The following is a 22,842-nucleotide window of genomic DNA, read 5'->3' on the forward strand; positions in this document are numbered from 1 at the left end:
CTAAACCGTGACGTTCAGCGCGGCCGTGTAACCACCCGCCACGGAACCGGACATAGTCGCCAGCTGGTATATGCCTCCATCGTCACCAAAGACGTTGTCCGAGGTCAGGGTAGTGTTCGGGAAGTTTCGGGCGCTGGACTCATAACCGGAAGTTGCGTAAACCTCCTTACAGGCAGTCTCAGTGAGCGCTATCTGCGAGACGGCGAGCACCTGTCCGGCGGCCGAGGTGTTGCTCATGGACTCAAATACCTCGAAGTGAATATGAGGCCAACGGCCGTTGTAGGCACCGGGGTAAATAGTACTGAAGGTGAGTTGCCCGTTGGCGTCGGCTTCCTGGACGCCGCGAAGGTAGTTCTCATTCTCAATGCCTGAATCGTAAAGCGAGTACTTCCCGTCTTTGTCGCAGTGCCAGGCGTACACGGCGGCACCGGCCATAGGAGCGCAACCGTTCGCGTTGTCCAGGAGCGTCAGGGTCACTGTCAGCGGCACGCCCTCGGCCTTGGTGGTGGAAGTTCCAAAGCTGGACCTGATGTCGCGACGGACCACTCCGGACGCCTCCAGCACGTTGGGGCCGTTGGAACCGTCGCCCGGGTAGGGCCCAAGAGTCTCCTCCGGGATCTCCACTCCGCATTCTGCGAAGGCACGGGTCACGGTGCTCGTAGCGGTTGGCGAGGCGGCCGCCGTCGCGCCTTCAGTAACGGTGGCGGTAGCTGTGGCAGCGCTCGACGGCGATGCGCTGCCGCCTCCCGCACCCGGCGTACAGGCCGCCAGGGCTGCTGCCGTTCCGGCACCGAGGAGCACCCCCAAGCTGCGACGCCGGCTCAAGAGCGTGGAGAGGTCGAATTCAAGGCCACGATCGTGGTCGGGGTGAGGAGTTGTCATGCATCCATGAAACGCGCCGCGCCTATGGGTTGTACATGGGGAAACTGTGCCGCGGCTGTGAAGATCGACGCCACGGTGTGCAGTATAAACATTTTCATATGCTTGTAATGCTCGTCACGTCGTGGCACGATATCTCGAAGACATACTGACAGAAGGGTCCCCCATGAACATCGAACTCAAAGCGGTGCGCAAGCTTCGCATCCATTGGCCCATTCCCGTGGAGACAATGACGCAACTGGCAGGGGGCAACCTCCAGGCATTGAACGCGGATGCGGGCATCACATCCCTGCTCGAGGAACTGCAAGCCACTCCGGAACTCGGCGGCTTCGGTAACTATCACCATGTCTTCGAGTCTTCCGCAGGCTTCGAAGGCTTCACCGTGGCCGAGGGCGCCAACCCCACGCTGGGCACCGTAGGCCAGCGAACAATCTCACCCACGTTCGTGTTCACCACCTACTTTGACGACGCCCTGGATCAGTCCGCTGTCCAAGCACTCGTTCAACGGATAGTCGACATCCACCCGTGGGAAGTTCCCGTCATCGAAGTCTCGGGACCTCTCAGTGTCTCCAGCAGCGCCGTTCAGGTCGAAACGAGGCTGGCATCATGAGCTCCCCCCTATGGCAGGACTTGGCGCCACTTCTCCTCAACAGAACTTTCACCGACCTGACCCATTCCTTTCATCCGGGCCAGCCCCACTTTCCGGCATTCCCGGACGAGGCCAGGGAAACCCTCTTCGATCTGGAGAAGGGTGACGGTTTCACTGCCCACAGGTATTCAATAGTGGGCCAGTGGGGCACCCACGTGGATCCGCCGTCGCATTTTGTCCGTGGCGGGCGGACGCTCGATCAGCTTCCCGTCGAGGACATGGTGTTGCCATTGGTTGTCCTGGACATCAGCAACCGGGTCGTGGCCGACCCGGATGCCACGCCCAGTGTGGACGATGTCCTTCGATGGGAATCGCGTAACGGGAAAATCCCGGCAGGTGCATTCGTGGCCCTGCGCACTGGATGGAGCCGCCGCTGGCCTGACACCGCAGCAATGGCGAACGTCGACGACGCCGGAATAAGCCACACTCCCGGGTGGTCTCGGGACGTCCTGGAGTACCTCATCGAAAAGTGCCACGTCACCGCCGTCGGCCACGAACAAACTGACACCGACCCTGGCATGGCTACCTCCCGCAAGGACTTCAGCTTGGAAACCTATGTCCTCGCCAAGGACAAATGGCAGATCGAATTAATGGCCAACCTGGATCACGTTCCTGAGGCGGGGGCCGCCCTGATCGCAACGTGGGCAAAACCGCTCGAGGGAAGTGGCTTCCCGGCTCGCGTCTTCTCCATCCACTAGAACTTCCATCCCATACACGCGTGCCCCAGCCGGGTGGCTAGAATCGATCCATGTCAAAGACCTCCAGCATGGGCCGTGGAATGATGGCCCTCCTTGCAGTGGGGGCACGTCATGCCGAGGGATTCGACGGCGGCACGGTGGCTGACATCGCAGCCCGCCTGGACAAGGACCGTAGTCAAGTGTCGCGGAGCCTTAAAGGTGCACAGCAGGAAGGCTTCCTCAGGCGTACCGGGCAGCGTGAATACAGCTTGGACTGGTCCATCCTGACAGACGCCCAATTGGTAACTGATCAGCGGCTGAAGACTGACGGCCTCACTGCCTTGGAAGGCCTCGCTTCCGAAACCAACGAGGCCTGCTTTCTGGGCGTGCTCAGCGGAAACAGTACGGTCACCATCGGCGAGCAAGTTCCGGACAGTGCCAATCTGGTGGGTTCATGGCTTGGCCGCCCCTACCCCGCCTACTGCAGTGATGCCGGCCAAGCACTCCTTTGGGATGCCGAAGAGCATGAGATACGGAAGATCTTTGATGACGTGGAGTTCGTCAAACACGGTCCCAATACGCCGGTGTCCGTCGACGACTTCCTGAAACGGCTCAACGAAGCGCGCACCCGTGGCTACTCAATAGTCGATGAGGAAGCCGAGCCCGGGCTCTACTCACTGGCCGCCCCGATCAGGGACTTCAAGGGGGAAGTCGCAGCGGCGCTGCAGGTCGTTGGGCCCAAGTCACGCATCGGACCCCAGCGGGAGGCATTCGCCATAGCACTCGGCTCATGGCGTGATTGGCTTGAGGTCCAGGTGGGCGGACGCAGGTCGTCCCTGATTCAACCTTGGACAGCGAGCTCCGCCCCGGCACCCAGCCGCGTTGAAGCGGACTGAAGAACCGCAGCAATCTCCGAGGCGGACGCCTCCAGGCTTGACCGGCTACCCAGAACGCTGAGGGCCGCCGCAATTCGGCCTCCGCTTTCGCGGACAGGGACAGCCAACTCCCAAACTCCGTGTTCAAACTCTTCGGCAGCCAGCACAAAACCCTGGGTCCGGTCGCGTTCCATGAGTCCTGCGACCTCCGCTGCAGAATGCGCTGCAGCCGGGCCGCCGACGCCGATGAAATTGACCTCGGCGAGCAGGGACTCCAACTCAGTGACTGAGTGATCCCACAGCAATGCCCGCCCCGAACCCGTGCACCATACCGGGGTGACCATGCCGGGCTTGGCGAACCCACCCAGCACCGAGTTATTAGTGGACGAACGCAACAAGAGAACCCTGACTCCGTCGCGCACCGAGAGTCGGGACCTCAAATCGAGAGCAGACACCAGCTCCTCCAGCTCAGCACGTGACTGATGAACCCACCCGGCATTGAGGGCGGCAGCGAGACTGAAGAACCGCGGTCCTGTCCGAAAGGGACCGCGGTCTACGCGTTCGAGCAGTCCCAGGTCACACAGCTCCTGAGCCAACCGGGACACCCGGCTTTGCTCCATGTCCAGCTCTGCCGCCAACTGCGACACTCCCAGGAGTTGGCGGCCCTGCTTCTCGCGGTCCGTTACCAAGCGAACAAGACGAAGGCCCTGCGCCAATGACGACGCTTCTGGTGACACATCCACGAAAACTGCTCCTTCCATCAAGCCGTTCACGCAATTCTCACACGCGGGCGTTAGCGCACGGTCATTGCGGCTTGCTGGCAAAACAGGCTTCGCGACCGGACAATTCGGCCGGCCGCGAAGCTTGGTGCAAGGGTCAGATCAAGCAGGACGCTTTGCCCGGGACTTCCGGCCATACCGGAAGTGGAAGAACAGGTAGCAGGCGGCCACGAAGGGAACACCGAAGTACAGGGCGGCAATCTGGGAAGGGTCAAAAGCTATACCCACCAGGGACACCAGACAGAGCGCAAAGGCCAAGATAGGCACCAAGGGAAAAAGAGGCGCCTTGTAAGCCAGATCCGCCACGCGCCCACCATTGCGGACGAAAGCCCTGCGGTGGAAGAAATGGGATGCGGTAATGGACATCCATACGCCCACAACGGCGAAGCCTGCGATGGAAACAAGGGCAAGGTAGACGGTCTCTGGCGCAGCCACACTGCTGACCAGCGATGCCAGCCCACCCACCATGCTGACGGAAAGGGCAATAAGGGGTATTCCACGCCGGGTCAGGCGCCTGAGCGCTCTGGGGGCATGCCCTTCATCTGCCAGCGAATAGAGCATGCGTGCGCAGGAGAACAGTCCGCTGTTCCCGGCGGACAAAAGCGCGGTGATGATGACGAAGTTCATGATGTCCGCCGCGAAGGGGATACCGACGGAGGAAAAGACCGTGACGAAGGGGCTCTCGTCCAGCCCCACCCGGTCGAAGGGCACAGTAGCCGCGATGACTGCAATGGCACCCACAAAGAAGATCAGGAGGCGGATGACTGTGCTGCGCATGGCTTTGGGGATGTTCTTGGCCGGATCCTTGGTTTCCCCGGCCGCTACGCCAATGAGTTCCGAGCCGGAAAAGGCATAGAAGACGGCCAGCGCAGTAACCAGGACGCCGGTAAAGCCGTTGGGGAATAGACCACCCGAAGTGTTGAAGTTCTCCAAGAGGAACGGATGGTTGTTTGACTCCGACAATGGGTGGAAGCCGAACAGGGCAGCCCCGCCGACGACGATCAGGGCAATAATGGCCCCCACCTTGACGATTGAGAACCAGAATTCGGATTCTCCGAAGAACTTGGAGGAAAAGGCGTTGAACCCAAACAGCATGGCGGCGAAGACGAGGCACCACACCCAGACCTCAATATCCGGGAACCACCGCTGCATGAGCAATCCTGAGGCTGTGAACTCAGATCCGATTGCCACGGCCCAGCAGAGCCAGTAAAGCCAAGCGGTGGCGAAGCCTGTTGCCGGACCGATGGAACGGGAAGCGTAGATGTGAAAGGCACCGGAGACCGGGTAAGCAATGGCCAACTCTCCGAGGCAGGCCATCACCAGGTAGACCACGAAGGCTCCCACCAGATAGGCAATGACGGCACCGAGGGGACCTGCCTGGGAGATGGTGTAACCGGAACTCAGGAACAGGCCTGAACCGATGACACCTCCCATTGCGATCATGATCAAGTGCCGCGGCCCCATTGACCGGCGCAGGCCGGTTTCCACGGGGGCCGGAAGGGCGGCGGATGGATGGTCCAGCTTCAGGGGTGTAGAAGATTGCATGTCTTGTCTCCGTTAACTGACAGATGCGAACGGCACGCCGGGAACTCTCGGTGTGGGGAGCCGAAGCGGCGCTTGTAGTGACGAAGGTAACACAGAACCAAGCTCTAATGAGCGTTAAATGCATTTGTGAATGTATATAACGCACGCCATGTCCGCCGGTGTAGCTACTCCTTCGACTCAGGATTACGTTCCAGAGTGTCCTTCAACTGCTTTCGCGCGCGCGAGTAGCGGGTCCTCGACGCAGTTGCAGAGAGTCCCAGGATCGCCCCTGCCTCAGCGACTCCGAATCCGTCCCAGACAATCAACATGACCAATTCCCTGTCCTTCAGCCGAAGAAGGGAAAGGGCTCTGTGAACCTCCCCATCGGATTCGTATGGTGCTTGCGGTTCATGTACGAGCCCTTGACGCAGCTTTTCCGATAACGCTCCCCTGCGGACCTTTCCCCGGCGGTGGTTTGCCAACACTCCTTTGGCAACGCCGAAACTCCACGCGCGGACCTCCGCTTGGCCCTCTGGCAGTCGGTCGCGCTGTCGCCACAGGACCAGGAGCGCCTCGGACACACAGTCGGCCGCATCCTCTACGGGATCAACTCGGCGCACGAAGTATGCCATGAGCGCAGGTGTCAGCTCCCGGACATTTTCCTCGAACCGGTCTTCGAGGATGGTCGTCCATGAGAAGTCAGCGCCGGCAGGGGTCGGAGTCACTGCTCCAGACCTTTGATCATGTCCCTGCAACCCAAGGATCGGTGATCAGCTTCTACAGTCTCAGCGTTACCTGCTTCGGCTGCGGCAACGGACGCCGTCATGCGGTCCACCACGCCACCCCCGTCCGTGGCAATCGTGGCTGGCCATGCGAGGGACTGCTTGAGGACAGAGACCGCCTTCGCTTGCCCTTCCTGGTCGCCTGCAGAGTGCCGGTCCAGCCATTCTGCTTCCCATAGGCACCGAACCAACCCTTCGTACCGGACGGTAGGTGCGATGTCCTGAGTGACGGTGCCACTGCCCTGATCATTGTCCTGATACACCTTCGCTTCCTTCAGGGAGGAGGCGTTCTTGAGTCGCTCTTCGTCATACCTCGGGGGCAACGGCAGCGAACTGTATTTGGACTTGGCGAACTCTGCGTAGTCGGAGGCAAGCGGATTGATCCATTCCGAACCCGGTACGTCCAGGTTCCGGATGTTGCCGTCCCCGGTTGATGTTGGAACAGGTAACGGGTTTTCGACCTCCTCGGTCAGGAATCCCATGAACTGCGCTACCGCCGGGGAAGCCACCCCGACGCCGGCCGCTCCCACCGCGCTTGCGACCAACAGCGAAATCCAACTACTCCGTTTCCGGGGAGTTGACTTGCGGGATGCTCCCGCCCGCAGTTCCTTGACGACGTTGTGAGCAGCATCAGGTTCGAAGGCCCACTTGTTTGCCGGATCTGCCCGCTGGAGTTGCGCATCCAGTTGCTCATCGTTCATCGTTCCCCCAAAGCTTGCGTACCGTGTCCTAACAACCTGTACATGTCCGGACGCGCAGCAAACGTTGCAGCAAGCTATTTCGAGGGCAGACTGAGTGTCAGTAGTCCGGGTTGCTCGGCACCACGAGCCCGGTTTCGTAGGCGTAGACCACAACCTGCACCCGGTCCCGGAGCTGCAGCTTGCTCAGGATTCGGCGGACGTGGGTCTTCACCGTGGCCTCGGATAGGAAGAACTTGTGGGCGATCTCAGCGTTGGAGAGGCCCTCCGCGATGGTGGTGAGGATTTCCGTTTCCCGCGGTGTGAGTTCATCCAGGAGCGGGTCCCGATGCGGACTCGGCGCGTGACCGGGCACGACGCCCCCGCGAACGTAAGTTTCCAGCAGCCGTTGCGTAACACGTGGCGCCACCACAGCATCGCCACTGGCAACCAGGCGCACTGCGTGGACCAGCTCAGAGGGAGCAACATCCTTGAGCAGGAATGCGGAGGCCCCGGCTTGTAGTCCGGTGAAGGCGTACTCATCAAGGTCGAACGTGGTCAGGATGATGACGCGTGCATCGGAGCCTGAATCCGAGATCCGACGCGTGGCTTCAATGCCGTCCATGCCGGGCATGCGTACGTCCATCAGCACTACGTCCGGTTGCAGGGCCTCAACCTGGCGCACGGCCTCAATCCCATCGGAAGCCTCGCCCACAACGTGGAAGTCCTCTTGGCCTTCAAGAATGAGCCGGAAGCCCATCCGCAGCAGTGGCTGATCGTCCACCAGCAGCACTTTGATGTTGTCTTCGGTCATGATTCCCCCTTTTCGCCGTTCCAGCGGAGCTCGGCATGGACTGCCCAGCCTCCCCTTTTTCCTGGACCGGCAGTAACGATTCCAGCATAGATTCCGGCACGTTCATTCATTCCCGCAATGCCTTGTCCGGTCCCCAGGCTGCCCACGGATTCGCTGCTGCCCTCGCGGGTTCCGCGGCCGTCGTCGAGCACGTCAATGGTGACCAAATCGCCGTCGCGGGCCACGTGCACGTCAACGCGGCTCAGCGACCGACCGTACCGCAGGACGTTGGTCAGCGACTCCTGCACGATCCTGTAGACGGTCAGTTCAAAAGCGGGGTCGGCCGGGAGGCCCGGCCCCGAATGGGCGTAGTGCAGCGGCAGTCCGGCGGTGCGGAAACCGTCCAGGAGTTTCGCCAGGTTCTGCCCGGATTCGAGGGGCGTCAGCGGTGCCGGTCGCCCGGAATCATCCCGCAGAACCCCGAGGACCCTGCGCATATCGGCCAGCGCGACCCTTCCGGTGCGGGACAGTTCACCGAGGACCTCACCGGCTCGATCCGGATCCTTCTTGACCACCACGGCGGCCCCGTCTGAAAGGCTGATCATGACTGTCAGCGAGTGGGCCACGACGTCGTGCATTTCGCGGGCGATCCTGTTGCGCTCGGTGACCTTGCCGAGCTGCGTCGTCCTCGCGGCCCACGCCGCGATTTCCGCTTCATGCTCCCTGCGCTGCCGTACCGAGATGCCGATGCCAGTAGCCAGGAGGTTGGACAGCATGATGGATGCCGCAGTGGCGATGTTGTTGATGAGGTGGAAGTTCTCCGGGACGTCCTGCAAGTTGTCCATCTGGCTGGGGCTCGTCCACATGAACAAGTAGAGAAGGCTCAGCGGCAGGCTGGCTGCAGCAAAAACCACCAGTGCCAGTGCACGCTTCCTCAGGGACGCCACGGCATAGAGCGCAAACCAAAGACCCGCAGAAACGTTCGAGCCCCACGGGTTCAGGATGGTCGCCGCGATTTCCAGAAGCGCGACGGCGAGCACCACCTGAAGCGGGAACTGCCGCCTGAAAATCAACGCGATGGCGATCAACAGCAGGATTGTCACCACGAGCCACTTGCCATCGATGATCGAGGTAATGATGGTGGGCAACGCCAACAGAAGGTAGCAAAGGATCACCACGGCATCCATGGCCCGTGGGCGCTTGTAGAAGTAGCGCCGGATCCTGCCCCTGCGGCGCTGGGTAATTTCAGCGAAGGACGCGTCGGCCGTGGTGCCCGACGCGTCCTTCATCTGCGAAACTTCAGTCATGGATCGAGCCTAGACGGCAACCCCGTCCTAGACGTCCCGATTCTTGAGCAGAACCATGGCCAGGGCTACCGGCACAACCACCCAAGCACCAAGAACCAGCGCAGCCTGCCACGCTTCCAGCGTGTCCGGGACGTGCTCGACGGCGGTCATCGGAGTGATGGTGCTGGTGGGCAGGTACTTGTTGGCTTCCTTGAAGAAGTCGCCGGGGATGAGCTGGAAAGCTATGGGTGCAACGAACAGAAGTCCCACCAGGCTCATGATGCCACCGGCCGAGTTACGGACGATTGTTCCCAGGGCCATGCCAATGGCCGCCACAGCTGCAACGTAGAGGCTGTTGACCAGGAGGAGCTTGATGGATTGCGAACTGCCGAGATCCAGCTTGAGGTCGTAGGTATCAACGATTGGTAGCGACACCAGGCCGGCGATGTAAATGGACACCGCTGTCAGCAGGAAGGCGCTGACCATGACCACAATGAGCTTGGCCAGGAATGGCGTGAGCCGCTTGGGAACGGCGGCAAACGTTGAGCGTGCCATGCCGGTGGTGAACTCGGAGCTCATGAGCAGGACGCCCAAGGAACCGAGGATGAGCTGGGCGAACGAAATACCTGACGTGGGGATGCTGACTGCCAGATCCCCGCCTTGGGCAGCCATGGCGGCTGCCACTTCGGGATCGGCGGCGGCCTGCTCCGCAAACTGTCCTGTTCCCCAAGCAGAGAGAGCTGCGAAGCCCACCATGACCAGTGCCGTGGAGGCCAGGAGGATCAGAGTGGACATCAAAGTGCGGAACTTGATGAATTCCGAGTTGAGTACACGGTGGAACGCCGGTCCGGGACCGACGGAGTTACGGATGGACTTGCGGTCCAAGGTAGTGGTGCTCATGTTTATTTCCCTCCGACCTGAGCGGGAACCGAGGCCCCGGTGGTGATGTGCGAGTGGTATTCGACCTCGTCCTTGGTGAGTTCCATGTAAGCCTCTTCAAGGCTTGCCTGGAGCGGGGTCAGCTCATAGACCATGACCTGGTTCTCCAAGGCGGTGCGTGCGATGCCTCGGGGATCCAGCCCTGAAACCTCCAGCAGTTCGCGTTCGTGGACCTCCACGGAGACACCGGTTCCGGCAAGGAGCTGCATGAGGCGTTCCGGCTGATCAGTGCGGACTCGGGTGCGTGCCTGGCCCTTGCCGGTGATGATTTCGGCAATGGGTGCGTCGGCGATGATCCTGCCTCGACCGATCACAATCAGGTGGTCTGCCGTCAGCGCCATCTCACTCATGAGGTGGCTGGACAGGAAAACTGTGCGTCCTTCGGAGGCCAGGTACTTGACGAGGTTGCGAACCCAAACCACGCCTTCAGGATCGAGGCCGTTGACCGGCTCGTCCAGGATGATGGTCTGTGGATCGCCCAGCAGCGCGGCGGCTATGCCGAGGCGCTGACCCATACCGAGCGAGAATCCCTTGACCTTCTTCTTGGCAACGTCACCCAGGCCGGTCATCTCGATGACTTCACGAACCCGGCTCTTGGGGATGCTGTGCGTCGCCGCCATGGCAAGAAGGTGGTTGTAGGCAGTGCGGCTCGTGTGGACGGCCTTGGCGTCCAGAAGGGCACCAATCTCGCGCAGCGGCGCCTTGTGCTGGGCGAAGGGCTCACCGTTCACGGTTACAGAACCCGACGTAGGAGCGTCCAGTCCCATGATCATGCGCATTGTTGTTGACTTGCCGGCACCGTTCGGGCCCAGGAAGCCCGTCACCCGTCCGGCTTGGACAGTGAAATTGACGCCGCCAACGGCGGTCTTCTCGCCGTAGACCTTGGTCAGGCCTTTTGCTTCGATCATGGAAGCGTTCCCTCCTCGGAGCACATATGTGTGCAAGTGAGTTTTGAATGTACCTACAACGCTACTCACGGAGGGGCGGTAAATCGCCTGTCTCAGGGATGATTCAGGGTTCAGTCAGGGTAGTCCTCGCGGATGACCCGGTCCGGTCAATCCCGTCGGCCAACTCAGTCCGCCGGCAGCGGCGAGTACACGGTGAGCTCGCGCGGTTTCACAGTGAACTTCGCACTCCGGACTCCGGGCTTCGGCTCCCCGTCAACCGCCAGGACCAATGGTTGCCCAATAGCCTCCACCGTGATTGTGGTGGCCTCGGTCAAGTGGGTGACTTTGGACGCGGCAACGGTGCCGGTCACTACCGCCCACAGTAGTCGCGCCCGGGCGAACGGCTCATCGGCTGTGATCATGCGCAGATCGAAAACACCGTCGTCCAACACCGGCCTGCGAAGCGGCGCGTGATCGCTGGGATAGAACCGGCCCCTGCCCATGTAGAGGATCCACAGCTTGTGTTTCACCCCATCCACCAGGAGGGTGGTGGGGGAGTTCACGCCGAACGTACGCAGGGACGCCACCAAGCCGGCCAGCGGTTTGCCCATGGCCGGCTGGAGCCGCTCCCGCCGCCTCACCAAGTTGGGATACACGCCGACGCTGGCAGTGTTCAGCATGGCCAGATTCGTTGTCTCCGGCGTCTCGGGGAGGCCCCGCTGCACCACCACGTGTCCCAGGTCGACGGACGCCGCATGTCCTTTAGTCACAGCATCGATCGCGTCGTCAATCGAGCTGGTGCCGAGGTCGCGGGCGAAGTGGTTGAGGGTTCCGCCCGGAAGCACCAGGAGGGGCAGTGAATGCTCGACGGCGGCAGCCGCGGCAGTGCCAACCGTTCCGTCACCGCCCCAGACACCGAGCGCAACGGTGCCTGGCCGGGTTGCCGCCGCATCTATCTCGGCCGCGACGTCCTCACCCTCAGAAATTTCCCGTATATAAGCCTTAGGGAATATAACTTTCAACAATTCCGCAGTCTCGGGGGAGTAAGAGCCACCTAGGACGTTGACAGCGATACTCAGCCCTTCGCCGTCGGAAATTGCCGGGGCCTCCGCAGGAGTCCGCCGGGGAGTCGGTTCGGGCGGTCGCGCTGGCCACCACTTGCGGGTCAGTAAGGCCGCTCCCGCCCCCAGGGCGGAACCGAACACCACATCGGAGGGCCAATGGGCACCCGTGTGCACGCGCGAGTAGGCGACCCCCGCAGCGATGGGAGCCAACAAGGCGCCCAGCGTCGGGGAGACAATACCGGCGCCTACTGCAAAGGCCACCGCCGACGCGGAATGACCGGACGGCATGGAAGAACTGATCGGCTGGGGGTGCACGAAACGAAAGATGGGCAAATGCTCGGGCAGCGGGCGGGTCCGGGGCAGCGCCGTTTTGAAGACCAGATTTGTAACCCCGGAGGCAACACCCAAGGCAAGGAGGCCGTGCAGGGCTGCCCTCCGGGGCTTTCCGGGGAAAGTAGCCATGATCCCTGCAATACCGAACCAAAGTTTGCCTTTGGTGGCCGCAGCAGAGAGTTCGCGAAAGAACACGTCGTGATCACCCTGGGGTTGCCGGGACACAGCCCGGACCAGGAAGTGATCGAATCTCGCAACCCGTTTGGGGCCTTTGCCCAAGAAGCCTCGCATGCCATCACACTAACGCCTGCGGTGTCGCCAAGCTGCCGTCGCTACGATGAATGGATGATTCGTGTACTCCATCCGCGTCAACCTCCCAGCTGGCAGTTGGTCACCCCCGGAGTGCTCCTGCTCTGTGCGTTCGCAGTTCCCGGGGTGCTGCTTATGGCAGGGCAAGGGGAACCGGCATTCAACGGCGTGGACACCATATGGCAGGCCTACGCCTTCAGCCTGCACTCACCCTTCTGGGATGGAGTCAACGTCGTCCTCAACTGGGCCGGCTACGCGGGGATGCTCGTCTTCCATGTGGTGCTCGCGATTTCGCTCGTCATATGGCAGCGACCCATGGCGGCGGTCTTCGCCGCGTTGAGCGGCATCGTCGTGCTGGCGCTGACGCAGCTTGCCAAAGCCGTGGTGGGTAGAGATAGGCCGGAGGGCGCCAGGGTTTTATCTGATACAGGTTCATACCCATCGGGGCATGTCTCTGCGACAACTGCCTTCCTGCTGGTGCTTTCCATACTGATTGGACGTTGGTGGATGGCACTGATGGCAGTCATTGGTGTTATCGCCATGATGATCAGCCGCACCTACCTTTCGGCCCATTGGCTAAGCGACGTACTCGGTGGTGCGTGCCTCGCCGCCGGCATTGTCCTGCTGATGTGGTGGCGTTTCCGTGATATATGCATCAAGGAGAATGCGCAAGCGGACGGACAGACTATTTGGGCGGCAAGGGCTTCGCAACGCCGGCAAGCAGCAGGGCAAGCAAAATAGGCGCTCCGATGGCCAGCAAGGCCAAGTGGATTCCGGTGTGGTCACCCAAGTAGCCCAGCAGTGGCGGGCCAGCCAGGAACGCTACGTAGCCGATGGTGGAAACCACTGAAACGCGTGCAGCTGCGTGCTTCGGATCGTCCGCTGCGGCCGACATTCCCATAGGGAAAGCCAACGCTGCGCCGATGCCCCAAAGGGCTGCTCCAACGCCTGCCAGGATTACATTGCCGGCGAAGACGAACAATGCAAGGCCAACGGCGGCCGCGGCCATGCTGGCCCGGAGGACGTTCACTCGTCCAAACTTGTCGATCGCCTTGCCGCCGAAGAACCGCATGATGGTCATAGCGAGAACAAAGAGCGCGAACAGCAACGCGCCTGTGGATTCCGAGGCGCCAAGCCCGTCCACGGCAGCCTTCGCGATCCAGTCGTTGCCTGCCCCTTCGGTGAGGGTGGCGCCGAGGACTACGACGCCGATGAGCAGCGTCCTGCCGTCCCGCCAAGCCGTGGGGCCCTTCTCAGCCGCCACGCCGCCGTCGTGAATTTCTTCAACCGCGTGCGGCAGGAAGTACTTAGGGACCGTCAGCGCCAAAGCGACGGCGATGGCCGCGATGACCAACAAGTGCTCCGGCAAGCCGACACCCAGTTGGGAGAGGCCGGCACCGATCAGTGCGCCCAGGAACGCGCCACCGCTGAAGGCAGCATGGAACTGCGGCATGATGGTGCGCTTGAGCCGGTGCTCGACGTCGGCGCCTTCAATGTTCTGCGCCACGTCCCACAGGCCGATGCCGATGCCGAAGAAGAACAGGGCAACGGCTGTGCCCGGAACGGACGCGGCCATCAGTGAGAAGGCGATTGCCGCGCCGGCAGCCCCAGCCACGATGCCGGCCACCCGGACCGTATTGGCTGTACCTATCCTGCCCACCACCCATCCGGCTGATGGAAGCGCCAGCAAGGACCCGACGGCGGTGCAGAGCAACAGAGTGCCCATCTGACCGGACGTCAGGCTGAGTGCCTCGGTCACGGCGGGGATGCGGGCAGCCCAGCTGGCGAAGACCAAACCGTTCATGCCGAAGATCAGGAACGTCGCCACCGCAGCGGCGTTGACGTTGGTGGTGCTTCTGGTGTTGGTGGTCATGCAATCACAACTTCCACGGAGAGTTTGTTGAGCCGGGCAAGATCTTCGGGGGGTGGTTCCTGGTCTGTCACGATGACGGCCACGGTGTCCATGGCTGCAACGAGTGCTAGCGCGTTGGCATTCCATTTGCTTCCTGAAGCCGCCACTATCACCCGGCTTGCCGATTCCAGACCGGCGCGCTTGACTGCGGCGTCCTCGAGGTCGTGGGCCAGCAGGCCGTCTTTCAGATTGAGGGCGCAGGGAGTTACGACGGCGGTGTCGAACCTTAGCGAGCGGATGTTGGCTTGCGTCATGGGTCCCCGGAAGGATTGCTCACCTGGGATGAGGCTGCCACCTGGGAGGATGAGCTCGGGTGTGCGGCCATCCTTGGTACGCGTCAGTGCCTCCACGCCGTGCAAGGACATGGGCATCACGGTGAGTTCGCGCCTGCTGAGCCTGCGTGCGATCTCCGTGGCGGTGGATCCACTGTCCAGCCACACGTGTTCGCGGTCTCTGAGGAGCGCGTCCACGGCTGCTGCGATCCGTATTTTGGCGTCGTGGTCTTCCAACTCGCGTTGCCCGTAGCCGGGGTTGTCGCCTCGGGCCACCAGGCTGCGGGCGCCCCCGTGGACCCGTTTCAGCACACCGTTGGCAGCGAGGCTCTCGAGGTCGCGGCGGATGGTGGCCCCGGAGGCTCCCGTCGCTTGGACGAGTTCATCCACCGTGGCTTCTTCGCGGTTGCGCAACAACTCGCCAATGAGTCGGTGGCGGTCAGCAGTCCCCATGCTTCAACCGTAGCAATGTTTGCTCAGTTAATCATCCGGTGTGCTCATTTGCGCACCGACGCTCTCGCACATCCCATGGCCTAAAGCGAAACGCTCTCGCAGCAGGTGCAAGAGCGTTCGCGGAATACCGCTGGAAAGTGAGAGAGCGTCCGGGGTTAGCGGGCGCGCTCCACCCTCTTCTCGTCCCAAACAGGTTCCTCGGACTCGTAGACCTTGCCATCCGACCCGAAGATCATGAAGCGGTCGAAGGACTTGGCGAACCAGCGGTCGTGCGTGACTGCCAGGACGGTCCCTTCGAAAGCATCGATGGCCCGCTCCAGAGCCTCGCCCGAGTGAAGGTCCAGGTTGTCCGTGGGCTCGTCGAGCAGCAGCAGGGTGGCGCCGGAGAGTTGCAGGAGCAGGATTTGGAAACGAGCCTGCTGGCCGCCGGACAAGGACTCGTACTTCTGCTCGGACTGACCGGCCAGGCCGTACGAATCCAAGGCTCCAGCTGCCGCCTCGCGGGGAAGGCCGGAGCGGTGTTCGTCTCCACGGTGCAGGATCTCCAACAAGGTCCTGCCCAACAGATCAGGGCGGACGTGTGTCTGGGCAAAGAAGCCGGGCCGGATGCGGGCTCCCAGCTTCACAGTGCCCTCGTGGGGCACTTCAGCGATCACGACGTCGGACACCGGCAGGTGCTCGCGCTCGGGGTCTGTGCCGCCGGTGGCGAGGAGGCGCAGGAAATGGCTCTTGCCGGAACCGTTGGAACCGAGCACACCAACGCGATCGCCAAACCAGATCTCGGTGGAGAACGGCTTCATGAGCCCGGTCAGTTCGAGCTTCTCGGCCACCACAGCACGCTTGGCCGTTCGACCACCTTTAAGGCGCATTTTGACGTTCTGCTCGATCGGCAATGCCTCGGGCGGGCCGGCTTCCAGGAACTTGGCGAGGCGGGTCTGCGCTGCCTGGTACCTGTTAGCCATGTCGGAGCGGAACGCGGCCTTGTTCTTGTACATATTGACGAGTTCCTTGAGCTTGATGTGCTCCTCGTCCCAGCGCTTGCGGAGTTCCTCGAAACGGGCGTTACGGTCAGCGCGTGCCTCAACGTAGGATCCGAAGCCACCGCCATGAATCCACGCCCCGGCACCGTTGATGCCGGGCTCGAGAGTGACGATGCGGCCGGCGGCGTTGTTAAGCAGCTCACGGTCGTGACTGATGAACAGCACAGTCTTCTTGGACTCGTTGAGTTTCCCCTCCAGCCAACGCTTGCCAGGGACGTCCAGATAGTTGTCCGGCTCGTCCAGGAGCAGGAGCTCATCCGGACCCGCAAACAGGGCTTCGAGCACCAAGCGCTTCTGCTCACCACCGGACAACGTGGAGGCGCGGCGGAACTGCGCCTTGTCGAAGGAAATTCCGAGTGCTGCCATGCACACTTCGTCCCAGACGGTTTCGACGTCGTACCCGCCGGCGTCTCCCCAGTCCACGATCGCCTGCGCGTACTTCATCTGCGTGGGCTCGTCATCGTGCTCCATCATGGCCAGTTCGGCGTCCTCCACGGCCTTCGCAGCAGCGGCGAGGCCGGCTTGTGCCGTGGAAACCAGGAGGTCCCGGACGGTCGATTCGTCACGGACCTGCCCAACGAACTGCCGCATGATGCCCATGTTTCCGGAACGGCCCACCACACCTTCGTCAGGGGTGAGATCGCCGGAAATGATCTTGAACAGGGTGGTCTTGCCCGTTCCATTGGGTCCGATGAGCGCCGTCTTGGTGCCATCGGGGACCTTGAAAGTCACCCCGTTGAGCAGCTGGGTGCCGTCGGAGAGGAAGTAGTCGATGCCGGAAACGTCAATATGGGCCACGTTTCAATCCTCCCACGGCGGCGTAATAGCGCTCGACGGCGGCGGCCGGCTTGGGTGCCCGGCTGACTTACGCCCCGCTGGCGGTGCATGGTTTCCTTCTGTCCCCCTCTGCCGTGAAGAGCTACCGTGAAGGGACAGTCAGCCCAGGGCAGGTGATGGCATGCAAATTGGTTCCCGGTCATCGCGAAGCCTTCTCGCTTGTTTGCTGGCCGCCATTATGGTGGGAGGCCTTGGCCCGCCGGCAGCGGGTAACGCCGCCATCCCGGCAGCGAATGCGGAGATCACCGGATCGGCCTACGAGGCCTTGGACACCTTCCTCCAGGCCCAGCTTGAGACGCTCGGGGTTCCCGGTGCCGCCGTCGTGGTTGTCCAGCACGGTGTCCAGGTGCATTCAGCTGCGTTTGGCCGCGCCGACAACTCGGGACGGCCCATGACCGCTCAGACGCCGGTGCTCCTGGCGTCCACCACCAAGTCACTCACAGCAATTGCCGTGATGCAGCAGGTTGAGGCGGGCAGGCTGGAGTTGGATGAGCCTGTCCAGACGTACTTGCCGTGGTTTGCATTGAAGGATAGCCGCGCGTCCGCGATCACAGTCCGCCATCTGCTGCACCAAACCAGCGGAATGGCTTCAGCAGGTACGGCGTTTGAAGGCAGCGACACCCAAGGTCCCGAAGCCCTGGAAGAAGGTGTCCGTGCACTGTCAGGCGCTCCTCTGGCCAGGTCACCCGGCGAAGCCTTTGGGTATGCCAACGCAAACTACAACATTCTGGGCCTCCTGGTCCAAACGGTCTCAGGCCAGCCTTTCGGCGATTACGTGAGGCAGCACGTCTTCGAACCCTTGGACATGATCCACAGCCACCCGACGCAGGCGGCTGCCCGCGCTGACAATGTGGCTGCCGGGTATTCGTTATGGTTTGGCTCGTTCTGGGGTCAGACGGATGCACCTGCGCCAGCCACTGGCATGCCGTCCACCACCATGTACTCTTCCGCCGAGGACTTGGGTCACGAGTTAACGGCACTGCTGGGACAGGGGCGGTACGGCGAAGGACGCGTCCTCCAGCCGCAGAGCGTGAACGCGATGTTCGAGCCCCGCGTACAAGTGGACGGCTCCAAGGGGTACGGCATGGGGTGGTTCACCCGTCCACTTGTGGAGTCCGCGGATACTTCCAAGCAACCACTTGACGGAGAATTGCCGCTGCTGCTGGAACACCAGGGCGAGTGGGGCAACTCCCACACGTATCTGGCAATGATTCCCGCTTCCGGAATTGGTGTCGCGTTGGTTATCAACGCCAATGACACCTCTTCACCCTCAAGACTGAAGGCCGTGGATAGCAATGTCCTGCGGATCCTCCACGGTCAGCCCCCTGCACCAACAGTTGTGCAGGAGGACTGGCTGCAGCGCTACAGCTGGGTCGTCGCACTGGCATTGCTGCTCGCAGAGTTGCTCAGTTTGTGGCTGGCACTTTCCATCCTGCTCAGGAGCCGCACATCACCCCCAAAGTGGAAGCCACTCACCTTGGTTTTCAGCGCGCTTGTCTTGGACGCGTTCGCACTATGGTTGTGCTTCGTTTATGCACCCGCCAGGTTTGACACGAACCTCACCGTCATCGTCCGCCAGTTTCCCGACGTCGGACTTTTCCTGGTGCCGGTCCTGGCTTTGGCCCTTCTCTGGCCCATCCCGCGAACAGCTCTCTTGCTCTGGAAGGTGCGGATGGCTCCGCATCCAAGCGGTATCAGCCAGCCGCGCTAAGGAAGGACTTCAGCAGGGGTCCGCTGGTGGTGGCGCCGAGGCCGCCTTCTTCCACAAACACGGCAACTGCCAGGTCCCCGTGCGTTGCGACGATCCACGCATGCGTCTTGGGCGGGTTGTCATTCCCGAATTCCGCGGTACCGGTCTTTGCCCCTACCGGCGTCCCGGGGACTTCCGCGAGGAATCCCGCGTGCCCGGAGGTCACCACGGCCCGCATCATGTCTGAGAGCGCAGCGGCTTCTTCCTTGGTGATCGGTTTGGTGGACGCCGGTGACACGGGAGCGGCGCTTACTGAAGCGGACGACGGCGACGCGCCGCCACTTTCGGTGGTCGCGGCGCTGGCGCTGGGGTTCTGGGCGGCGTCAGCGTTCTGGGCGCCATCGGCGTTCAACACGAGCTGCGGAGAAACGGGAGCGCCGTTGGCGACGGAAGCAGCCATGACCGCGGCCGAGAGCGGGGAAAAAAGCACCTTGCCCTGGCCAATCATGGAAGCAGCATGCTCGGTACCTTCGGCAGCGCCAGGAACCGAACCCAGGAACGCGTCAGCGCCAAGCTTGGGAGCTTCAACCGCTACGCCGAGGGCCTGGGCTGCGGATTCGAGCTGGTCCTGGCTGACGGCATCACGGGCGTTGATGAAGGCAGTGTTGCAGGAGTGTGCGAACGCGTCACGCAGGGCCACCGAGCCAAGGGAGCTTTCGGGGTAGCCTTCGGCATTTTTGAACGTGCGGCCGTCCACAGTCAGCGTTGAGGGGCATTCAACCTTCGAGTCCGGTGTAGCGCCGTTGCGGAACATCGCCAGTGAATCGACGATCTTAAACGTGGACCCGGGCGCATACTGACCAAGCAGAGCCGTGTTGTACCCGTTGCTGCCGGGTCCGGACGCGGCAGCAAGGACGGCTCCGGTGGACGGCTTGAGGGCAACAATGGCCGACGCTGGTCCAACACCAGCCAACGTCTCTTCGGCCAACTGCTGGAGTTTCAGGTCAAGGGTGGTTTTGAGCGTAGTGCCGGGGGACGGGAGAGACGAGAAGAACACCTTTGTGCCGAGCGTCTCGCCTTCAGACTTCACCTCGGGCGTGGCGAGAACTTCCACGCCGTCTTTGCCTCGCAGTAAGGAGTCGTACTTCTGCTGCAGGCCGCCGGTGCCCGTGGTGTCCCCGGCACGCAGCGCACCGTTGGAGTTTTCAATCTGTTCGGCACTGGCTTGGCCAACGCTGCCCAACAAGGCGCGGGCAAAAGTCCGGGTGGGAGCCAAAGCCATGGAGTCCAGGATGCTCGAACCGCCCGGAATGGCCTCGATTTTCGCCTCAGTGACCTCCGCCGTGTAGGCACGCAGCACGATGCCCTCGACGAAAGCCTGCGGACCTGAGGCGGCAACCTGCTTGGCGTATTCTTCTGCATCGAGCCCGAGCAGCGTCGCCATGGCACGGGCAGAAGCATCGGCTTGCTCTGCCGGAACCTTGGTTTTGTCGATGCCCACACGGAAGACCGGACGGTCCTCAACGATCGGCGCATCCCCGGCGCCGAGGATCTGACCACGTTGGGCGGGAACTGTTTTGACCGACAAGGTTTCACCCTCGGAGAGTTCGGGAGCCAGAATTGCGGGGGTCCACTGGACAGCCCACTTGTCGCCGGACTTCTTCAGCGTGGCCTCGGAACTGTACTCCCACTTGGCCGAGCCGATGTTCCAGGTGTAGTTAAGGGGAAAGGTTGCGGTGTCGCCGTCGAGTTTTACGTCGCCGGATGCGACCGCCGGCTTGGCGTCGAGTCCCTCGAACACGGCTTTGAGTTGATCATTGGCCGCGGCGGCGTCCTTACCCTCAACGGCCAGTTGGCCGACGTCGAGCGCTGCCAGCGAGGACGCGAGCTGCTTGGCTGCTCCTTCCGCACCGGCGCGGCCGTCATCGCAGGCGGTCAATGAACCAGCCGTGACCAGCGATACGAGACCAAGTACAAGGCTGTGTTTTTTCAATTTCCCCATTTGCGACATTATGCACCGTTCCCCTGACAGTTTCTTGTCCCGGCCAGCAGACGGACGAAGCCCGGGCCAAGGAGCCCACGTAAACCCGGCGCCCCGAACCCAACTGAGTCGCATTAAATGCCGTTTTGAGCGCTCAAAACGGCATTTAATGCTACTTAGTTGGGAGTTAGCGCCCGCGGATGACCCTGCGCTGCGTCGCTACGGCAATGGCCGCGGTTCGGTTGTCGACGCCAAGCTTCGAGTAGATGTGCACCAAGTGCGTCTTCACCGTGGCCTCGGAAATGAAGAGCTGCTTGGCCATGGCACGGTTGCTCATGCCCGTCGCCAAGAGCTCCAACAGCTGGACTTCCCGGGCACTCAGGGCGGGCGAAGGATTCCGGATGCGGCCCATGAGCCGCGCCGCAACTTCGGGTGCCAGCGCGGTTTGCCCGGCAGCAGCGGACAAAACGGCTTGTCTAATCTGATCCGGCGGGGCGTCTTTCAACATGTAGCCGCTGGCACCGGCCTCCACCGCGGCGAGGATGTCGGCGTCGGTGTCGTAAGTCGTCAGAATCAGCACAGGGGGCGGGGGAGTCCCAGCCTCGCCGGCCTTGATTTTTTCCGTGGCTGTCACACCGTCCATGCCGCTGCCCATTTGCAGGTCCATGAGCACCAGGTCTACGGGCTCGCCAAGGGTGTGCAGCTTGCTGAGTTCCACCAGGGCGGCGTCACCATCCGCCGCTTCGGCCACCACCGTGACACCTGGAAAGTCGGCGAGCATGGCCCGCAGCCCCGCCCGTACCACCGGGTGGTCATCCACTAGCAAGACACGGATATCACTCACGCAGCACCTTCATCCGCCGGCAGCGGCACGCGAATCGCAACCACTGTTCCTTCACCGGGTGCCGACTCGATTTCCAAGCGCCCGTCCAGCGCGGTCAGCCGTTCCCGCAAACTCTGAAGCCCGACGCCGGTCCCATCGCCACGCGCTGGACCCACCGCCGTCGACGGTTCGAAACCAACGCCGTCGTCGAAAACGTCCAAGGTTACCTCATCGCCAAGGAAGGACAGGGTCACGACGGCGGCCCGCGCGTGGGCGTGAGCCCATACGTTCGCGAGGGAAGCCTGGGCGGCCCGGAGCAGGGTGGTCTGGTACGTGTTCGGCAGTTCCACAGGCGTACCAACCAGCTCGAAGCGGCAGCGCAGCGCGGAACCCCGCGCAGCGGCCTCCGTTTCCGTTTTCCCACAGAGTCGGCGGAGGGTGTCGACGAGTCCTGACTCCTCAAGGTCCGGCGAACGCAGGCCGCGAACAAAGCTGCGCGCTTCAGCCAAATTGGCCGACGCCGTGTCCTGTACCGTCCGTAACCGCTCCTTGGCAGCAGTGGCATCGCCATCGTCCAAGGCTCTCTCTGCGGATCTTCCCATCAAGACGATGCTGGAGAAACCCTGGGCCAGGGTGTCGTGGATTTCCCGGGCGAGCCTTTCACGTTCAGCCAGCATTCCGGCGTCGTGCTGGGTTCGGGCAAGTTCCGCTCGTGTTCTGCGGAGTTCGTCAGCAACAGTGCGCTGGTTTTCGGCTTCGAGAAAGAGGGCACGGTACGCCAGCCCCGTGACCACCGCGAACACGGCCCCGAACACCGGTCCCAGGATCATCGCAAGCTGCAGGCCGCCGTCGGATGCTCCCCGGCTGTGGAACCACAGCGTGCCCACCAGAAGGGCAGTGCTCAGACCAATCGCGGGCAAGGCGAGTCCGCGGGGGAGCAGGTGCAGTTGCAGGAAGAACAGAGGGAAGGCCACCCATGCGAAGTCGCTGCTGACCAGGAGGAGCAGCAGCCACACGAGCATCACCGCGCCCAACCACCAGCGCGCGTAAGGTGCGGGATTGAAGCGCGTTGCGTCGCTTGCATGACGCTTTTCCAGAAGCGTGCCACTGAGGTACACCAGCGCCAGCAAGGCCGAAAGCCCCAGTCCAGCGGCCACAGCCAGAGCCGACGGTGCGCCGCTGGTTCCCATTCCCGTCACCAAACGGACAACGGCCACAAGCAACAGAACCGCGAAACCGACATGCAGGCTCACTCGCAGCACGCGGAGTATTGTGGCGGCGCCAGCGGGAGACTGCATGCATCCCAGCGTATCCCCGACATTCCTCGGAGAAACCGCGTTTCCGTCCCCTGAAGCCTGAATCAACCATTCGGTTGATCGTC

General features: G+C 62.2%; 21 protein-coding genes. 5 read left to right on the forward strand and 16 right to left on the reverse strand.

From position 1 onward, the window contains the following. On the reverse strand, nt 1-882 hold the full coding sequence (locus KCX59_RS21925) for an intradiol ring-cleavage dioxygenase (RefSeq protein WP_179017998.1): 882 nt from the start codon (nt 880-882) through the stop codon (nt 1-3). 163 nt (nt 883-1,045) lie between these two features. Here KCX59_RS21925 and KCX59_RS21930 point away from each other — a divergent pair, with 163 nt between their 5' ends. From KCX59_RS21930 to KCX59_RS21940, 3 genes are read left to right on the forward strand one after another with little or no spacing between them, the layout of a single operon-like run. Further along, entirely contained in the window at nt 1,046-1,489 is a 444-nt protein-coding gene (locus tag KCX59_RS21930) for a hypothetical protein (RefSeq protein WP_179017999.1), read from the forward strand. After that, a complete protein-coding gene (locus KCX59_RS21935; protein ID WP_179018000.1) occupies nt 1,486-2,226 on the forward strand; it encodes a cyclase family protein in 741 nt (246 codons plus the stop codon). Before KCX59_RS21930 ends, KCX59_RS21935 begins: the two co-directional genes overlap by 4 nt. 50 nt (nt 2,227-2,276) lie before the next feature. Beyond that, complete coding sequence (locus tag KCX59_RS21940) at nt 2,277-3,101, forward strand: IclR family transcriptional regulator (RefSeq protein WP_179018001.1); 825 nt, start codon at nt 2,277-2,279, stop codon at nt 3,099-3,101. Here KCX59_RS21940 and KCX59_RS21945 read toward each other — a convergent pair. From KCX59_RS21945 to KCX59_RS21985, 9 genes are all read right to left on the reverse strand, one after another. Further along, nucleotides 3,047-3,823, reverse strand: a complete 777-nt coding sequence (locus KCX59_RS21945; protein ID WP_178994623.1) for an IclR family transcriptional regulator — start codon at nt 3,821-3,823, stop codon at nt 3,047-3,049. The genes KCX59_RS21940 and KCX59_RS21945 overlap by 55 nt on opposite strands. A gap of 138 nt (nt 3,824-3,961) precedes the next feature. After that, nucleotides 3,962-5,404, reverse strand: coding sequence for an amino acid permease (locus KCX59_RS21950; protein ID WP_179018002.1), 1,443 nt, complete (start codon nt 5,402-5,404; stop codon nt 3,962-3,964). A gap of 164 nt (nt 5,405-5,568) precedes the next feature. Next, on the reverse strand, nt 5,569-6,108 hold the full coding sequence (locus tag KCX59_RS21955) for an RNA polymerase sigma factor (RefSeq protein WP_179018003.1): 540 nt from the start codon (nt 6,106-6,108) through the stop codon (nt 5,569-5,571). Continuing rightward, nucleotides 6,105-6,866 (reverse strand): hypothetical protein, encoded by a 762-nt coding sequence (locus KCX59_RS21960; RefSeq protein WP_178994629.1) that lies wholly within the window; start codon nt 6,864-6,866, stop codon nt 6,105-6,107. The genes KCX59_RS21955 and KCX59_RS21960 overlap by 4 nt, the downstream gene beginning before the upstream one ends. Nucleotides 6,867-6,963: 97 nt before the next feature. Beyond that, nucleotides 6,964-7,656: a response regulator gene (locus tag KCX59_RS21965; protein ID WP_091464196.1), complete on the reverse strand. Its 693-nt coding sequence runs from the start codon at nt 7,654-7,656 to the stop codon at nt 6,964-6,966. Then, a complete protein-coding gene (locus KCX59_RS21970; RefSeq protein ID WP_179018004.1) occupies nt 7,653-8,942 on the reverse strand; it encodes a sensor histidine kinase in 1,290 nt (429 codons plus the stop codon). The genes KCX59_RS21965 and KCX59_RS21970 overlap by 4 nt, the downstream gene beginning before the upstream one ends. Nucleotides 8,943-8,969: 27 nt before the next feature. Further along, complete coding sequence (locus KCX59_RS21975) at nt 8,970-9,821, reverse strand: ABC transporter permease subunit (RefSeq protein WP_179018005.1); 852 nt, start codon at nt 9,819-9,821, stop codon at nt 8,970-8,972. A gap of 2 nt (nt 9,822-9,823) precedes the next feature. Next, nucleotides 9,824-10,768: an ABC transporter ATP-binding protein gene (locus KCX59_RS21980; protein ID WP_091464204.1), complete on the reverse strand. Its 945-nt coding sequence runs from the start codon at nt 10,766-10,768 to the stop codon at nt 9,824-9,826. A gap of 164 nt (nt 10,769-10,932) precedes the next feature. Next, nucleotides 10,933-12,435: a bifunctional phosphatase PAP2/diacylglycerol kinase family protein gene (locus tag KCX59_RS21985; protein WP_179018006.1), complete on the reverse strand. Its 1,503-nt coding sequence runs from the start codon at nt 12,433-12,435 to the stop codon at nt 10,933-10,935. 54 nt (nt 12,436-12,489) lie between these two features. Here KCX59_RS21985 and KCX59_RS21990 point away from each other — a divergent pair, with 54 nt between their 5' ends. Then, on the forward strand, nt 12,490-13,194 hold the full coding sequence (locus tag KCX59_RS21990; protein ID WP_179018007.1) for a phosphatase PAP2 family protein: 705 nt from the start codon (nt 12,490-12,492) through the stop codon (nt 13,192-13,194). Here the strand turns inward: KCX59_RS21990 and KCX59_RS21995 are convergent. The 3 genes from KCX59_RS21995 to KCX59_RS22005 all read right to left on the reverse strand — a co-directional run bounded on the left by KCX59_RS21995 (nt 13,139) and on the right by KCX59_RS22005 (nt 16,928). After that, nucleotides 13,139-14,326, reverse strand: coding sequence for an MFS transporter (locus KCX59_RS21995; RefSeq protein ID WP_091464212.1), 1,188 nt, complete (start codon nt 14,324-14,326; stop codon nt 13,139-13,141). The genes KCX59_RS21990 and KCX59_RS21995 overlap by 56 nt on opposite strands. After that, a complete protein-coding gene (locus KCX59_RS22000) occupies nt 14,323-15,090 on the reverse strand; it encodes a DeoR/GlpR family DNA-binding transcription regulator (protein ID WP_179018008.1) in 768 nt (255 codons plus the stop codon). Before KCX59_RS22000 ends, KCX59_RS21995 begins: the two co-directional genes overlap by 4 nt. A 155-nt stretch (nt 15,091-15,245) precedes the next feature. Next, entirely contained in the window at nt 15,246-16,928 is a 1,683-nt protein-coding gene (locus KCX59_RS22005) for an ABC-F family ATP-binding cassette domain-containing protein (RefSeq protein ID WP_091464216.1), read from the reverse strand. Nucleotides 16,929-17,088: 160 nt separating this feature from the next. On the opposite strand from KCX59_RS22005, the gene KCX59_RS22010 reads away from it, so the two are divergent. Further along, the gene (locus tag KCX59_RS22010) at nt 17,089-18,678 is read left to right on the forward strand and encodes a serine hydrolase domain-containing protein (protein ID WP_179018009.1); all 1,590 of its coding nucleotides are present in this window, start codon (nt 17,089-17,091) and stop codon (nt 18,676-18,678) included. Here the strand turns inward: KCX59_RS22010 and KCX59_RS22015 are convergent. The 3 genes from KCX59_RS22015 to KCX59_RS22025 form a co-directional block, all read right to left on the reverse strand. Then, entirely contained in the window at nt 18,662-20,659 is a 1,998-nt protein-coding gene (locus KCX59_RS22015) for a penicillin-binding transpeptidase domain-containing protein (protein WP_179018010.1), read from the reverse strand. The genes KCX59_RS22010 and KCX59_RS22015 overlap by 17 nt on opposite strands. Nucleotides 20,660-20,825: 166 nt before the next feature. Then, the gene (locus KCX59_RS22020; protein WP_091464223.1) at nt 20,826-21,482 is read right to left on the reverse strand and encodes a response regulator; all 657 of its coding nucleotides are present in this window, start codon (nt 21,480-21,482) and stop codon (nt 20,826-20,828) included. After that, nucleotides 21,479-22,759, reverse strand: a complete 1,281-nt coding sequence (locus KCX59_RS22025) for a sensor histidine kinase (protein ID WP_179018011.1) — start codon at nt 22,757-22,759, stop codon at nt 21,479-21,481. The genes KCX59_RS22020 and KCX59_RS22025 overlap by 4 nt, the downstream gene beginning before the upstream one ends. Between the last annotated feature and the right edge of the window lie 83 nt (nt 22,760-22,842).

Source organism: Paenarthrobacter nitroguajacolicus (assembly GCF_051027655.1).
Taxonomy (GTDB): Bacteria; Actinomycetota; Actinomycetes; order Actinomycetales; family Micrococcaceae; genus Arthrobacter; species Arthrobacter nitroguajacolicus.